The sequence below is a fragment of the Empedobacter sp. UBA5924 genome, from assembly GCF_002431085.1.
Lineage (GTDB): Bacteria > Bacteroidota > Bacteroidia > Flavobacteriales > Weeksellaceae > Empedobacter > Empedobacter falsenii_B.
This window is the reverse complement of record NZ_DJDM01000032.1, coordinates 14472-30763: the sequence shown is the minus strand read 5'-3', so window position 1 is coordinate 30763 and position 16292 is coordinate 14472. Positions and strand designations below refer to the sequence as shown.

Below are 16292 nucleotides of genomic sequence, written 5' to 3'. Positions count from 1 at the left end.
AAAAATATATTCTTTCTAGAATAATTAATCCATATAGGCTTCGATAGGAGCACACGTACAGATTAAGTTACGATCTCCGTAAGCATCATCAATACGAGAAACAGATGCAAAGAATTTACGTTCGCGAACCCATTCTGCTGGATATGCAGCTTTAGAACGAGAGTAAGGATATTCCCACTCGTCTGCTGTAATCAAGTGAATTGGGTGAGGCGCGTTGTGTAATACATTGTTGTCAACTGGATAATCTCCGTTTGCAACTTCGTCGATTTCTTGACGAATGGAAATTAATGCATCACAAAAACGATCTAATTCTGCTTTATTCTCAGATTCTGTTGGCTCAACCATCAATGTTCCAGCAACTGGGAAAGATACTGTTGGTGCGTGGAATCCGTAATCAATCAAACGTTTTGCAATATCAGTTACTTCAATTCCTGCTTTTTTGAATGGACGACAATCTAAGATAAATTCGTGCGCAACTACATTGTTTCCATTTGTATATAAGATATCAAAATGTTTCTCTAAACGAGTTTTCATGTAATTAGCATTCAAGATTGCACCTTGTGTCGCTTTCAATAAACCTTCTGCACCTAACATTAAAATGTAAGAGTAAGAAATAGGTAAAATGAATGCAGAACCATAAGGAGCTGCAGCAAATGTATTTGTCGCTTCTTTTCCTCCAGTTTCGATTAATGGAGAAGATCCTAAGAAAGGAGCTAAATGTGCTTTTACACAAATTGGTCCTACACCAGGTCCTCCACCTCCGTGAGGAATAGCGAATGTTTTGTGTAAGTTTAAGTGACAAACGTCTGCACCAATATTTCCTGGAGAAGTTAATCCAACTTGCGCATTCATGTTTGCACCGTCCATATAAACTTGACCTCCGTATGCGTGAATCATTTCAGTAACTTCTTCGATATTGCTATCAAAAGCGCCATAAGTTGATGGATAAGTAATCATCAATGCAGCTAAGTTATCTTTGTGTTTTTCACATTTTTCTTTCAAATCAACTAAATCTGTTTCACCAGATTCTAAGTTTTTCACAACAACAACTTGCATTCCAGCCATTGCAGCAGAAGCAGGGTTAGTTCCGTGAGCAGATTGTGGAATCAACGCTACATTTCTGTGTCCTTCTCCTTTTGCCTCAAAGTAAGAACGAATAACCATCAATCCTGCATATTCTCCTTGTGCACCAGAATTTGGTTGTAAAGAAGTAGCATCAAAACCTGTGATTACAGCTAAATAATCTTCTAAGTTTTGGATTAATGTTTGGTAACCTTCTACTTGATCTTTTGGAGTGAAAGGGTGAACATTCCCCATTCTTTCCCAAGACATGTGCAATAATTCTGTTGCAGCATTCAATTTCATTGTACAAGAACCTAATGCAATCATCGATTGGTTAAGAGCCAAATCTTTACGCTCTAAACGTTTGATGTAACGCATTAATTCTGTTTCTGTATGATATAAATTGAAGTTTTCGTGTGTTAAGAAATCAGAAGTTCTGATTAAATCTTGAGGTAAATAAGAGTCATCTACTTCAAATTCGAAACCATCTTCTGTATTTTTAATTGTAGCAAAAACACTTAAAATTTCGAAAATATCTTCTTCAGAAGTCATTTCATCAATTGTGATTGAAATTTTTCCGTTCTCGAATCCATTTACATTAATTTCTTCTTCTGCAAAAATCTTTACAATTTCGTCTGAGTTTTCAACTTCAATTTGAATTGTATCGAAGAAATTAGTATTTACTAATTTAAATCCTAAATGCTCTAAACCTCCGTGTAAAACAGCTGCTTTAGTATGAATTTGATCAGCGATATATTGTAAACCGTCTTTTCCGTGGTAAACCGCGTAGAAAGAAGCCATAACCGCTAACAATACTTGTGCAGTACAAATATTAGAAGTCGCTTTTTCACGTTTGATGTGTTGCTCACGTGTTTGTAAAGCCATACGTAATGCATAGTTTCCTAAACGATCTTGAGAAACTCCAATAATACGCCCTGGAATTACACGTTTGTATTCTTCTGTACAAGATAAGAAAGCTGCGTGCGGTCCACCGTATCCCATAGGAACACCAAAACGTTGAGAAGTACCAATTGCGATATCAGCTCCCCATTCACCTGGAGGTGTTAATAATGTTAAAGCTAATAAATCTGTTGCAACAGCAACTTTTACATTAACTGCATTTGCTTTTTCTACAAATGATCTATAATTATTGATTTGTCCTCCTTTCCCGATGTATTGTACAATCGCTCCGAAGAATTCTTCTGTTAATTCAGTTGTTTCAAAGTTTCCAACAACTAATTCAATTCCTAAACCATGTGCTTTAGTTTCTAAAACCGCTACAGATTGAGGGAATAAATTATCTGCTACAAAAAATTTGTTGACATTGTTTTTCTTTTGATCACGAGAACGAGATTCAAATAACATGTGCATTGCTTCACCACATGCAGTACCTTCGTCTAATAGAGAGGCATTTGCAATAGGTAAACCTGTTAAATCAGAAATAACAGTTTGGAAATTTAATAAAGCTTCTAAACGTCCTTGCGCAATTTCCGCTTGGTATGGTGTATAAGCTGTGTACCAACCAGCATTTTCTAATACATTACGTTGAATTGGCGCTGGTAAAATTGTACCATAATATCCATATCCAAGATAATTTTTTACTTTTTTATTTTTTGAAGCGATTTCAGCTAAATGATTAATAGCTTCAAATTCTGATAAAGCTTCTGGTAAATCTAAAGCATTTTTCAATCGAATGTTCTGAGGAACTGTTGCCTCAATTAAAGAATCAATAGAATCTTTCCCAATTACAGAAAGCATTTCAGCTGCTTGCTGCGCATTGTTTCCAATATGTCTAATGGAAAAATCGTTTGTGTTCATTGTGTTTGCGCTATGTTTATTTTCGCGTAAAAATACGTTTTTTTATCTTAAAATAAAAGTGAATAACAATGTTAAAAATTAATTGAATGAATAGATTAGAATTTTATTTTTTTAGAAATAAATGTGAATAAAATCTTTCTTTTTTTTCAAAAAATAGTAATATTGGCAATAGAATTGAGATAAATAATTCGGTAGAATTTCTTAAATTTATTCTACGTTTAAAAAAATCTATGAAAACAAACGATTTTATGGAACTTAATGAAAATACTTCTGAAGTCAAAGAAGAGAAAAAATTTCCATTCTTAAAGAAATTGGAAATAATGATGGAAGAGGCGAAATTAGAGGATGCGAAAAAATCTAAAATGAAACGTGTTCATAAAAAAGGTAATTCGCAAATCGCTAAAAAAATGGGAGAAGAAGCTGTAGAAATGGTTATTGCTTCGGAACAAGATAACGACGAAAACTTTTTGGAAGAATCGGCAGATGTTTTCTTTTATTACCTAATGGCTTTACATGCACGTGGTTTTGAATTGAAAGATGTTTTGGAGATTTTAAAGAAAAGGCACAAAAAATAATTAACACCTTACACTGATATGCAAAAGGGCGGAACGTCGATAAAATTAATAATTGCGACAGCAATTGTTATTTTTTCTGTTATAAAATATTTTTCTTCTTCTGAAGTCAATGAAATTACAGGCGAAAAGCAATATATTTCATTAACCAAAGATGATGAAATAGCGATGGGAATTAATTCGGCTCCGCAAATGGCTCAAGAGTTTGGTGGACTATCTCGCAATGCCCAATACCAAGAACTTGTAAAACGAGTAGGTGCGAAAGTGGTCAATAATAGTGATGCGCATAAAACGAATTATCCATTTCAGTTTTATGTGTTAGCAGATAATCGAACTGTAAATGCTTTTGCTTTGCCTGGTGGACCAATTTTTATTACCGAAGCCTTATTGACTCGTTTGCAAAATGAAGATCAATTGGCTGGCGTTTTGGGACACGAAGTTGGTCACGTTATAGCACGTCATAGTGCTGAACAAATGTCTAAACAAGAGCTTTCTCAAGGAATTGCAGGTGCGGCTGGCGTTGCAGCAGGAGATGCAAATTCGGCTTATTATGCACAAGTTGTGGCGAATATGGTAAATATGAAATATGGTCGTGATGATGAATTGGAGTCGGATGATTTGGGCGTTCGATTTATGATTCAGGCAGGATATAATCCAGAAGCATTGATTGGTGTAATGGATATTTTGGAAGAAGCTTCGGGAGGAAGCCAAGTTCCAGAATTTCAGAGTACGCATCCATCACCATCAAACCGTCGCGAAAAAATAAAAGCTGCTATAGAGAAATATAGAAGTCAGTAGAAATATATATGGTTTTAACTTATAGAGAAGCATCATTATCTGATGTTGAAAATCTTCGTACTCTTGGGATAGATTCTTATCAACAATTCGAACATGTTTTAAACCTTTTGAATTGGAATAAGATGTACTCTTTTTTAAGTGCATAACAATCGTATAGAGATTTACTTTCCAAATCTACTTGTTTTGTTTGCGAATTCGATAATCAGATTATTGGTATGGCTTTTTTAGTTTCGAAAGGAAATCCTACCGAAATATTCGAAAAAGATTGGACTTAATTGAGAATGGTTGGAGTCCATCCTAATTTTTTAGGAAAAGGAATAGGTAGAGAATTAATAAAAATTTGTATTTTATTTGCAAAAGAATCAGATGAAAAAATTATCGCACTTCATACATCAGAATTTATGAATTCAGCTCGACATCTTTATGAAGATTTAGGGTTTGTAATGAACAAAGAACAAAACCAATTTTTGATAAAAAATACTGGCTTTATTTGTTAAAGCTTTAAAATTTAATCTAAAAACTTCGCCTTCAATTCTGGACTAGGAAGCCAGCAACTTTCTTGTTTTCCAAACCAACGATAACGATTTTTCGCAATAAAACTATAAACCACATCGCGTAAAGGTTTTGGAACAATCATAAAAATAGTCAACCACGAAGTTATTCCGTCCAAATATTTCGAAATTTTAAGTGCTGCAGATGATTTGGTATAAAATTTATCATCTTCAATAAAAACGATAGAATCAAATTTTGTCGCATCCAGATTATTTTCTTTCAAGAAATTTTGTCCAAAATCAGATTGTAATGAAGCAAACTGAAATTGATTTTTTTTGTCATGTTCAATCACAAACTGAACAGATTGATTGCATAAATTGCAAATTCCATCAAACAAAATAATTTTCCTCGTTTTCATACAATAAATATACGCTAAAAGTAGCTAAACTCTAAAGGTTATTTTTAAATTAGCCAAAATTAACAATCAATCATGTTTAGCGAATATTTATTCCGAAAAGTTGATAATTCTCCACTTGTAATTTTCCGAATAATCTTTGGTTTATTAATTGTTGCAGAATGTTGGGGAGCCATTTTTACAGGTTGGGTACAAACAAATTTTGTTGAACCGCACATTACATTTTCGTTCATCGGATTCGAGTGGACAAATGTTTTCTTGGGACAAAATATGATTTATTTGTACGTGCTCATGGGAATTTTAGGCTGGTTTATCGTGTTTGGATTTGCTTACCGATTTTCGATTATCGTATTTTCGATCTTATGGTCGTTGACGTATTTCATGCAAAAAACAAGTTACAACAACCATTATTATCTGTTTATGCTAGTTTCTTGGATGATGACAATAATTCCTGCGCATCATTTCTTTTCGATTGATAGTTTGATTTTCCCGAAAATAAAACGTCTAACTATGCGCAATTGGGTGCCAACTTTATTCATTATTCAGTTATTGATTGTATACACTTTTGCTGCTTTCGCGAAGATTTATCCAGATTGGTTTAACGGTGTTTTTTTACAAATGAAATTTCACGAATATGGCGATTTATTAACAACAAAATATAATTTGATTGGATTAGGAAAAGTTGTAAGTAGTTTAGAGTTTGCACAAGTTTTTGCTTGGGGCGGATTCTTTTTCGATTTATTGATTATTCCTGCAATGTTGATGAATAGAACGCGTGGAATCGCTTTCAAATGTGCTGTAGCCTTTCATATTTTCAATTCTGCAGTTTTCGGGATTGGAATATTTCCTTTCTTTGCTTTGGCAATGTTAATTTTCTTTTATGATCCCGTTAAGATTCAGGAAGTTATTTTTCCTAAAAAATCATTTATGATGGATCGTTCAGATGATGATAATTTATTGACAACTCGTCGTGTCATGTTCTCTTATTTGATGTTTTTCTACGTAGTTTGGCAAATATATTTACCTGTTCGCCATTACTTTATTCCCGGAAATGTTTTTTGGACAGAGGAAGGTCATCGCATGGCTTGGCGAATGATGTTGCGTAACAAAGCGGGTGAAGTTGTGGTATATGTTTCGAAACCAGATCCACAGAAAAAAGGTAAATTCTTGAAACGCGAGAAAGTAGATTTGACAAAATATCTAACCTTCAAACAAATGTCAAAAATGGCGGTTAGCCCAGATATGATGTGGCAATTTGCACGTTATGTAAAATATGATTATGCGAAAAATGGTGTGAAAGATGTCAAAGTTTTTGTGGATGCAAAAGTTTCTGTCAATGGTAGCGATTATTATCAATTTACAAATCCAAATTACAATTTAGCTTATACAACTTGGAGTTATTTTGGTCATCAAAAATGGATTCAGCCAACACCAAAAGAGTTGAATTTATCTTATTTTGAATAAATTTATGTAACTTTATAGGACAACAATCAAAGAAATACAATTATGAAATATACATTATTCGCAATAGCTTTTTCGGTTTTATTATTTTCTTGTGGTAACAAAGAAAATGCTGGAGTAGAAGCTTATAAAGGTTTGGATAAGCAAAAGCAAGAACAAAAAGATTTGGATAGTATTGGGAAGGAAGCGCAACAAACGTTTGATGATTTCAAATTGGCGTTGTCGATGAAAGATACAACGACAACTAATTTTATTGTCAAACAAATGTATGATATTCCGAATGCGACACAAAAAGAGCATATTTGGATTCGTGATGTATATTCGGACAACGATCAATTAAAAGGAATTGTGGACAACGTACCTCAATACACAAAATTGGTTAAACACAATGATACAATTGTGATAGATCCAACTAAATTATCAGATTGGATGTATTATAAAGGTGATAAAATGATTGGTGGATTTACAATAAAATATATGCGTAGTAAAATGACTGATGCGCAGAAAAAAGAGTTTGATAAACAATATAAAGTAAAATTTGAGGATTAATTTCTGCTCAGAAAATAATAAAATCAAAAAGGCAATCTTTCGTTAGATTGCCTTTTAATTTTGAAATTATTTTCCTTAATCAATCAAAGACAATTGAATTTTACGTTTTTCTGTATCAATTCCAATTACGGTTACTTCAATTTGTTGACTCAAATGCACTTTTGAATTTACATCTGAAATAAATTCATTCGAAATTTTAGAAATATGAATCAAACCATTTTCTTTGATTCCTATATCTACAAAACAGCCAAAATTGGTAATATTATTAATAATTCCAGGAACTTTCATGCCCAATTGCAAATCTTCGAATTTCTTTAATCGTTGATCAAAACTAAAAACTTTTGCAGTAGAACGCGGATCTAAACCAGGTTTTTCAAGTTCTTTTTTAATATCTTCTAAAGTTGGTAAACCTACTTTTTCGGTAATATATTTGGTTAAATCAAGTTGATTAATCAATTCTTTATTTTGAATCAAATCTTTCAAATCAACTTTCAAATCTTTCGCCATTTTCTCTACAAGAGCATACGATTCTGGGTGAACAGCAGAATTATCTAACGGATTTTTTGCATTTGGAATTCGTAAAAAAGCAGAAGCTTGTAAGAATGCTTTTTCACCCAAACGAGGAACTTTTAGTAACTCTTTTCTCGAATTAAATGCACCATTTTCGCTTCGATATTCTACAATATTTTCAGCCATTTTTTCACCAATTCCTGCAACATAATTTAGTAAATGTTTGCTTGCTGTGTTCAGATTTACACCAACTTTGTTTACACAGAAAGAAACAACATCATCCAACTCATTTTTCAATAAAGTTTGATCGACATCATGTTGATACTGACCAACTCCAATCGATTTTGGCTCTATTTTTACTAATTCTGCCAAAGGATCTTGTAAACGGCGGCCTATAGAAACAGCACCGCGAACGGTAACATCTTTATCCGGAAATTCGTCGCGCGCAATTTTAGAAGCCGAATAAACCGAAGCACCAGCTTCATTTACAACAAAAACTTTTAGTGGACGATCAAATGCAATATTCTGAACCAAATTTTCAGTCTCGCGAGAAGCTGTTCCATTTCCTATCGAAATTGCATCGATATTATAAGCATTGATAAGCGATTTTAGTTTTTTGATGGCTTGTGTTTTTTCATTTTGAGGCGCATGCGGATAGATGTTTTCGTTGTGCAACAAATCACCTTGCTCATCTAATACAACCACTTTACAACCCGATTTGTAACCAGGATCTATCGCTAAAATTCGTTTTTCTCCCAGAGGTGGCGCCAAAAGCAATTGATTTAAGTTTTTCGAAAAAACATTTATTGATGTTTCATCTGCTTTTTGTTTTGCTTCTTTCAACACTTCATTTGAGATTGAAGGAGCTAAAAGTCGTTTGTAAGCATCTTTTATCGCTTCCTCAATAACCCAAGAAACTTCTGGTTGAATAGATTTGATTAAAGTGTATTCTAAAAATTTGAAGGCTTCTTTTTTATCAATTGATACATTTACTTTCAAAAAACCTTCATTTTCGCCGCGTAAAATAGCCAATAATCGGTGAGAAGCAATTTTTTTCAATAATTCTTCGTATTCAAAATAGTTCGAGTATTTAGCCGAATCTTCATCATCTATTTTAGATTTTACTAGTTTACTTTCAATCAAAGCAGATTTTCTGAAAATATCTCGCAATCGATGACGTACATATTCATTTTCATTTATCCATTCTGCAATAATATCTTGTACACCTGCAAAAGCATCTTCGATACTTGTCACATCTTCATTTAGATATTTTTTTGCTAAATCATCCAAATCAGGAATATTATTTTGCTTCATGATGATTTTTGCCAAAGGCTCTAAACCTTTTTCTTTTGCAATGGTTGCACGTGTTTTTTTCTTCTTTTTATAAGGAAGATATAAATCTTCTAATTGAACCAAATCAAAACTTTTCTGAATACGTTGTTGTAATTCATTGCTCAATTGATTCTGCTCTTCCAATGTTTTTAAAATAAATTCTTTTCGAGAAACAATTTCATTGTATTGATTTTGCAGTTTTTTTATAGCAGAAATTTGAACTTCATCAAGATTTCCTGTGACCTCTTTTCTATATCTCGCAATAAAGGGTATGGTATTATCTTCATTCAAACAATTTACTGTATTGTTGATTGATTTTTCTGAAATAGAATTAAGATGTTGATGAATGTATTGAATCAAATTCATGTTAAAAGTTTGGCCTTGCAAATTACTATTTTTCACAAACATAAAAAATAGCATGTTTTATTTATATAGGTCGTATTTAATAGAGTGCTTTTTTTATATAATAATCTAATATTTAGAGTTTTTAATATCAGTCTTATTTTAAATAAAAAAGAATAATAAAAATTTTCTAAAAAGTTTTGGTGTTTATTAAATTATTTCTAAATTTGACCTTAGGTAGTAGAGAGTAAGATTGATTTTTTTTAATGTTAAATTTATACTTACTAGTGTAAGTTTTTTTAAAAATCAATTGGGTTTAAGCTGAGGAGCTTAAACCCGTTTTTTTTTATACAACTTTCTTATCTTTGAGCAAATATATCTACAAAATGGCTCGTATAAAATTAGATTTTTCAGACAAATTTTTATTTTCAACAATAATACCAGTACGCATAACTGATCTCAATTATGGAAATCATTTGGCAAACGATAAAGTATTGTCCATTATACATGAATCGCGAATTCAGTTTTTTCAACATTATGGCTATTCGGAATTAGATTTTGGAGGTGTAAGTGTGATTATGGGTGGATGTTGCGATTGAGTATAAAAATCAAGCTTTTTATGGTGATGAATTGTTGATTGAGATTGGTGTGCAAGATTTTTCGCGTGTTAGTTTTGATGTAATCTATAAAATTTCTACAAAAGATAAATTAATTGCAAAAGCGAAAACAGGAATTGTGACCTTCGATTATCAGCAAAATAAAGTGGTTGAGGTTCCTCAAAAGATAAAAGATCTTTTTGAAGTTGTATAATCTTATAAATTAATTACGCTAATCATTTAAGTCTTTGTAAATTTGCACCGAGTTATGAAGATTTTACCATATAAAAATTTATTTGTCGGAATTACCGACACATTGCAACAAATTTTCTTCGAAGGAAAATATGCAGATAAAGAAGTTGAGCGAACATTGAAATCGAATAAGCAATGGGGAGCGCGCGATCGTGCTTTTATTGCCGAAACGGTTTACGATTTAGTTCGTTGGAAACGTTTGGTTGAAGGGGCAATGAGCCGTCCGCTTTCTCCTGATACAATTTGGGAGTTTGTTGGAACTTGGTTTGCTTTAGATCCAGAGCAAACGTTACCAAAATGGGAAGAATTTCAAAAAATCTATCCAAAAGAAGTCTTGAAAAGACATCACAATTCGTCTAAAAATATTGCGGTTGCAGAATCGTATCCAGATTGGATGTTCGAGTTAGGAGAGAAGTCGTTGGGAAATCGTTGGTTAGATGAAGTGCATGCAATGAACTCGCAAGCACCAACAGTTTTACGTGTGAATTCCTTGAAAACAGACCGTAAAACATTACAAAAAGCGTTGAAGGAGCGTAGAATAAAAACGAAAGTTTTATCGAAATATCAAGATGCTTTAGAGCTTGAAGAGAAAACAAATATTTTCCGTACAGATGAATTTCAGAATGGTTGGTTTGAAGTTCAAGACGCAGGATCGCAATTGATTGCGCCTTATTTACGTGTTCAGCCAGGAATGCGTGTGGTAGATGCTTGTGCTGGTGCCGGAGGAAAAACATTGCATTTAGCTGCTTTGATGGAAAACAAAGGGCAAATTATTGCAATGGATTTGTACGATTGGAAATTGAAAGAATTGAAACGTCGTGCAAAACGTAACAATGTTCAGAATGTACAAACAAAGGTGATTGAAGCAAAAACAATCAAGCGTATGGAGAATTCTGCTGATCGCTTATTGATTGATGCACCTTGTTCTGGAATGGGAGTTTTGAAACGTAATCCTGATGCAAAATGGAAATTAAGACCAGAATTTATTGACGAAATATTAGCAACACAAGAAAAAATATTAGCTGATTATTCTAAAATCATTAAAGTTGGTGGAATGATGGTTTATGCAACTTGTTCTATTTTACCACAAGAAAATGAGCAGCAAGTAGAAAAATTCTTGAAGAATAATCCAAATTATAAAATGGTTTCAGATAAAATGCATTATCCATCTCAAACTAATTATGATGGATTCTACATGGCTTTGATTGAAAGAATTTCTTAAGCTGTTAATTATTATAAGATACAAAAGACTAAGTGAAAGCTTGGTCTTTTTTTGTTACAATAATTATTTTATCTTAAATCTAACTCGTCTATTTTCAAAATTTTTCCAGTCAATACAATTTGCAGCAGGATTGCATTCTTTGTGTTTCAAGTCTGAAAAACCTTTAGCGGAAATTGAAAATCGATTTTTATTTAAGCCTTTTTCTATCAAATAATTCAACACAGCGTTTGCTCTTCGTTGTGATAAATCTATATTGTAAGATTCTGTTCCAACCGCATCTGTATGACCTTCGATAACAAAATGATGTGATGGATTTCGTTTCATAATTGCAACAACTTCATTCAATTTTGGATAATCAATAGCTCTGATTTCAGCTTTATCAAAATCAAATTCGACGGTTTCCATTAAATAATTTGAATAATCTTGAACATAATTTCCAATCTTTTTATCACTCAAATTGCTTTCTGGACAACCATTTCCAAAACGATTTCCTTTTATATACGGACATTCATCTTCGATATCCATCACGCCATCGCCATCTGTATCATAATCATTGTTGTAATTTTCTATATTTCCTTTCTGGATCAATAAATTATAAGGTGTTGAAATGTTAAATTCAGTTCCAATTTTCTCAATTTCTTTTCGATATCGTCCATCTTTTTTGCACATTTCACCGCAACGTTCCTCATCTTTTAAGAGATAATCAATTTTTTGTTTTGCCCAATAAAACTTAATTGCTTCGGTAAATTCACTTGGATTTGGTTGTTTGATTTCAAAATTTTGAGTGAAATTTTGGTTCGATTGATTACCAATAATTTCTATTTTTTTTGGATAACGACGATTACAATCGCGTGAAACAAAATTGACAGAATTTTGAGCTAAATACGTATTGAAATTCTTCGGAAACGTTTCGTTGAGGTTGATTTGGGATGATTGAACTTTAAGATGATAAATAGAAGAATTCAAAACAGCTTGCAGAAATTGTGTTATTTTCTGATTCAATTCTCTTGGTTCATTGACCGTAATCGGAAGCGTTCCTGTTGCTAAACTTATGAAATTCATCGCATGATAGTCCAATTCCTTTCCAATTCCTAATGTTATAAATTGAGTATCTTTTGCATAATTTCGGAGTGAATTGTAAACAGTTTCATTCAAATTCATCGCTCCATCAGAAATAATTGTAATGATTCGTTTATAATTTTTATCAAAAGGATTTTTCTGAATTTGTTTGATTGTTTCATCCAATAATTTTTCGCCAGTTCCATTCAAAGAATTAATTTTTTCTAAAGCTAAATTGATGTTTTCTTTCGTTGGAAATTGAGAAGAATTAAAAATTAATTCATTTTTCGTAGAATAAACCAACATATTAAATTTATCTGTTTCGTTTAGATTTGGAAGAAGTTGATACATCAATTTTTTGGTGGTTTCAATTGGTTGATTCATCATAGAACCAGAAGCATCCAAAACGAACAAAAATTCTCGTGGAGCATTATATTTAGAAGGATTATTTGCAGGTTCAATTGTTCCTAAAATATAATCGCAACCATTTTCAGTAAACGTTTCAATTCCGGTTTGTAGTTCATTTTTTGTATAAGCATATTGAAGAGTTGGAATCTTTTTATCGGAATTTTTTGAAACATAATTTCGATCATCTTCCTTTGAAAATTTTAAATCAGAAACAATTTTTGAAATCGGAAAATTTCCCGAAAGATGAATATCTGAATTTATGTTTTTCGGAAAACCATTCAATTGATTGTTCCAACGATGAATTTGGGTAAAAGATTCTGTTCGTTTCACGATAAATTCTAAAAACGAAACTTGATAATTCAAATTATTTTCTTCAACAATTTTCGAAACTTTTAGCTTAATTTTTAGTGTAGCATGTGCAGGAATTTTTCCTAAATCTAATTGTAAAACTTGATTGTTTTGTTGATTTTTAAAAATAGTTGAAGCATCAATATTTTTTAACTCTTTTCGAATATCTACAATCGATTTGGATTGAATTTCGAAAACTTTATCATTTACAAAAGCTTTTAATTCGTACACATTTTGAGAAGCTTGATAAGGATAAATAAATTTAGCCGAAATATCTTCCGAAGAATTGTTCTGAAAAGTAAAATTATGACTCAAATTACCCAATAAATGATGAAAATTATAGTCATTTTCGAGAGAAATTGCTTCTATTTTTTCAAAATCTTCTTCATTTTGAAGTTCCAAATACGGAAAAATTTGCTGTGCACAACAAAATGTATTCAGTAGAATAAAAAAAATGGAAAAAAATAGATTTTTTGTGTTCAACGAATCGATTTTAAAAATTCAATGTAAAGATAATGAAAGAATTGATGTGTTTTCTATCATCAGTTATAGTAAAGTTCAATGTATATTAAATAAATCATCAAATCAGAAATAATTATTAAATCATATTTAAAAAAGATTGGTTTAATAATTGCTTCTTTCAGATTTAACAAAAAAGTTAAGTAAATTTGCACTTTATTTTACATAAAAGATGAATTTTAATTTCACAGAAGTTGAAAGAGTAGAAAGTATTTCTGCAAAAGATTTTCAGAAATATTACGTTAAACCTCAAAAACCAGTTGTAGTAGAGCGAATTACAGAGGATTGGCCTGCGTACGAAAAGTGGAATTTTGAGTATATAAAACAAGTTGCAGGCAACAAGGTTGTCCCTTTATACAATAATGATCCGGTTGATTATACGAAGAAAGTAAATGAACCAGTAGCAAAGATGAAAATGTCTGAATATGTAGATTTGTTGCAAAGTGAGCCGACAGATTTGCGTATATTTTTGTACAATTTGATGAGTCAAGTTCCGCAATTGCAACAAGATTATAAAATGCCAGATTTGGGTTTGAATCTTTTCAAATCGATGCCAATGTTATTTTTTGGAGGTGAAGGATCGAATGTTTTTATGCATTATGATATCGATTTAGCGAATATTTTGCATTTCCATTTTGCAGGAAAAAAACGTTGTATTATTGTTCCGCCAAAGGATTCGAAATACATGTACAAAATTCCGCATTCGGTAATTTGTAGAGAAGATATTGATTTTGATAATCCTGATTTTGATAAATGGCCAGCGCTGAAAAATATAAATCCGATGGTTGCAGACCTAAAACACGGAGAAATGCTTTATATGCCAGAAGGTTGGTGGCATTATATGAAATATTTGACGCCAGGTTTTTCGATGAGTTTGCGTTCGTTGGCACATAAACCAAAAAATTTGTCCGAAGCGATTTATAACATATTTTTGATGCGTACATACGATAATGTGATGCGAAAAATAAAAGGTAAAACTTGGATTGAAGAAAAAAATGAGCGCGCAATTACACAAACAAATAAATTAATTGCGAAATAAAAATACAGTTTTTAGAAAATTTTTCTAAATGAAGGAATATCTTTCGAAAGATGTTCCTTTTTTTATTCTACTGTCCTAAAAACTTATAAATCAATAAATATTTGATTTTCATGTTTTAAAATTTCGATAGATATTTGCAGAATATTTTTCTGAATTTTTAGTAATATGATCATAAAAAAAGGAAATTTTTGGGCTTTATTGCCTTTAATCATTTTCATACTTGTCTATTTTTCGGCATCTATTTATCTGAACGATTTTTATTCTGTTCCAGCATTGGTTGTTTTCATGTTAGCATTAGTAATTGCATTTGTTCAATTCCCTAAGGTTTCATTTCATACGAAAGCCGAGGCTTTTTGTAAGAATGCGGGTGAAGAAACCATTATGTTGATGATTTTAATTTTTCTTCTCGCTGGAGCGTTTGGAAGTTTAGGATCTACAATTGGTGCTGTAGAATCAACAGTGAATTTATTTTTGAATTATCTTCCTTCTTCCTTTATTGTAGCAGGTTTCTTTTTGTTATCTTGTTTTATTGCGACGGCTTTGGGAACATCGGTTGGAACAATTGTAACTGTTGCGCCGATTGCAGTGCAAATGGATAAAATGATTCCAGGTTCTATGCCAATTTTGTTAGGAGCAGTAGTTGGTGGAGCGATGTTTGGCGATAATTTATCATTTATTTCTGATACAACAATTGCTGCAACACGTACGCAAGAAGTGAGCATGAAATCTAAATTTAAAACTAATTTTCGAATAGTAGTTCCAGCAGCTATTGTTTCGACGATTATATATTTTTCACTTTCTCAACATTTTGACACAACCAATTTTCAAGGAAAACAGTTAGATTTTGACTTGATTTTAATCTTACCTTATCTATTAGTTTTTGGACTAGCAATGTCTGGAATTAATGTGATTTGGGCTTTAATTGTAGGAATTCTTTCGTTTCTTGGAATTGGTTTGTTCTATTCTGGTGTTCCTTTACTAGACTTAGTTTCTTCTATTAATGAAGGTTTTAAAGGAATGTTTGAGTTGAGTATTATTTGTTTAATTATTGGTGGAATTGTTGGAATTATTCGTTTGAATGGTGGATTAGATTTTATCATTTATCATCTAACCAAAAATATTAAAACAAAACGTCAGGCTGAGATGAGTATTGCGTCGCTTACAGCTTTGGCGAATGCTTGTTTGGCAAATAACACGATTACAATTTTGATTTGTGGTAAAATTGCAAAAGATATTTCTGATCATCATGATTTAGAGGGAAAACGTGTGGCAAGTATTTTGGATACGGTTTCGTGTTTTGTACAAGGAATCTTACCTTATGGTGCGCAAGTTTTGGCAGCGGTTGCAGCTGCAAATACAATTTCAAGTGCAACAAAGGTTTCTTCGGTTGATGTGTTATCTAACTTATATTATCCATTTTTAACTGGAATTTGTACGCTTATTTTTATCTTATTTTTTCAGCCAAAATCATTCAAAAAATAGATTGATGTATGATATT

General features: G+C 32.0%; 14 protein-coding genes. 10 read left to right on the top strand and 4 right to left on the bottom strand.

Features of this window, described 5'->3' with window-relative positions; genetic code table 11:
• Positions 1-24: 24 nt before the first annotated feature.
• Positions 25-2880: an aminomethyl-transferring glycine dehydrogenase gene (gene gcvP, locus B3792_RS09000; protein WP_291069415.1), complete on the bottom strand. Its 2856-nt coding sequence runs from the start codon at positions 2878-2880 to the stop codon at positions 25-27.
• A 230-nt stretch (positions 2881-3110) separates the two neighbouring features.
• Between gcvP and hisE the strand changes: the two genes are divergently transcribed.
• The 3 genes from hisE (at position 3111) to B3792_RS08985 (ending at position 4747) form a co-directional block, all read left to right on the top strand.
• On the top strand, positions 3111-3455 hold the full coding sequence (hisE, locus tag B3792_RS08995; protein ID WP_135836004.1) for a phosphoribosyl-ATP diphosphatase: 345 nt from the start codon (positions 3111-3113) through the stop codon (positions 3453-3455).
• An 18-nt stretch (positions 3456-3473) separates the two neighbouring features.
• Positions 3474-4250, top strand: a complete 777-nt coding sequence (locus tag B3792_RS08990) for a M48 family metalloprotease (protein ID WP_221856616.1) — start codon at positions 3474-3476, stop codon at positions 4248-4250.
• A 281-nt stretch (positions 4251-4531) separates the two neighbouring features.
• Positions 4532-4747, top strand: coding sequence for a GNAT family N-acetyltransferase (locus B3792_RS08985; RefSeq protein WP_260509645.1), 216 nt, complete (start codon positions 4532-4534; stop codon positions 4745-4747).
• 11 nt (positions 4748-4758) lie between these two features.
• Here B3792_RS08985 and B3792_RS08980 read toward each other — a convergent pair whose 3' ends face one another.
• Positions 4759-5160 carry a thiol-disulfide oxidoreductase DCC family protein gene (locus B3792_RS08980; protein WP_221856678.1) on the bottom strand — a complete coding sequence of 134 codons (402 nt, stop codon included), beginning with the start codon at positions 5158-5160 and terminating at the stop codon, positions 4759-4761.
• A 72-nt stretch (positions 5161-5232) separates the two neighbouring features.
• On the opposite strand from B3792_RS08980, the gene B3792_RS08975 reads away from it, so the two are divergent.
• Both B3792_RS08975 and B3792_RS08970 read left to right on the top strand, forming a co-directional pair.
• Positions 5233-6621 carry an HTTM domain-containing protein gene (locus B3792_RS08975; RefSeq protein ID WP_291069410.1) on the top strand — a complete coding sequence of 463 codons (1389 nt, stop codon included), beginning with the start codon at positions 5233-5235 and terminating at the stop codon, positions 6619-6621.
• 42 nt (positions 6622-6663) lie between these two features.
• Complete coding sequence (locus B3792_RS08970; protein WP_219034560.1) at positions 6664-7167, top strand: DUF2314 domain-containing protein; 504 nt, start codon at positions 6664-6666, stop codon at positions 7165-7167.
• Between the two features lie 75 nt (positions 7168-7242).
• Here the strand turns inward: B3792_RS08970 and B3792_RS08965 are convergent, their stop codons facing one another.
• Complete coding sequence (locus B3792_RS08965) at positions 7243-9375, bottom strand: Tex family protein (RefSeq protein WP_291046986.1); 2133 nt, start codon at positions 9373-9375, stop codon at positions 7243-7245.
• A gap of 362 nt (positions 9376-9737) precedes the next feature.
• Between B3792_RS08965 and B3792_RS08960 the strand changes: the two genes are divergently transcribed.
• The 3 genes from B3792_RS08960 to B3792_RS08950 are packed head-to-tail and all read left to right on the top strand — an operon-like array spanning position 9738 to position 11421.
• On the top strand, positions 9738-9950 hold the full coding sequence (locus B3792_RS08960; protein WP_291069408.1) for a hypothetical protein: 213 nt from the start codon (positions 9738-9740) through the stop codon (positions 9948-9950).
• Positions 9934-10161 carry an acyl-CoA thioesterase gene (locus tag B3792_RS08955; protein WP_291069406.1) on the top strand — a complete coding sequence of 76 codons (228 nt, stop codon included), beginning with the start codon at positions 9934-9936 and terminating at the stop codon, positions 10159-10161. The genes B3792_RS08960 and B3792_RS08955 overlap by 17 nt, the downstream gene beginning before the upstream one ends.
• Before the next feature lie 54 nt (positions 10162-10215).
• Positions 10216-11421 (top strand): RsmB/NOP family class I SAM-dependent RNA methyltransferase, encoded by a 1206-nt coding sequence (locus B3792_RS08950; protein WP_038333863.1) that lies wholly within the window; start codon positions 10216-10218, stop codon positions 11419-11421.
• A gap of 63 nt (positions 11422-11484) precedes the next feature.
• Here B3792_RS08950 and B3792_RS08945 read toward each other — a convergent pair whose 3' ends face one another.
• Complete coding sequence (locus B3792_RS08945) at positions 11485-13638, bottom strand: OmpA family protein (protein ID WP_291066367.1); 2154 nt, start codon at positions 13636-13638, stop codon at positions 11485-11487.
• A 289-nt stretch (positions 13639-13927) separates the two neighbouring features.
• On the opposite strand from B3792_RS08945, the gene B3792_RS08940 reads away from it, so the two are divergent.
• Together B3792_RS08940 and B3792_RS08935 are read left to right on the top strand one after the other, a co-directional pair.
• Positions 13928-14794 (top strand): cupin-like domain-containing protein, encoded by an 867-nt coding sequence (locus tag B3792_RS08940; protein ID WP_125350158.1) that lies wholly within the window; start codon positions 13928-13930, stop codon positions 14792-14794.
• A gap of 165 nt (positions 14795-14959) precedes the next feature.
• On the top strand, positions 14960-16276 hold the full coding sequence (locus B3792_RS08935) for a Na+/H+ antiporter NhaC family protein (RefSeq protein ID WP_219034557.1): 1317 nt from the start codon (positions 14960-14962) through the stop codon (positions 16274-16276).
• The last annotated feature ends 16 nt before the right edge of the window (positions 16277-16292 follow it).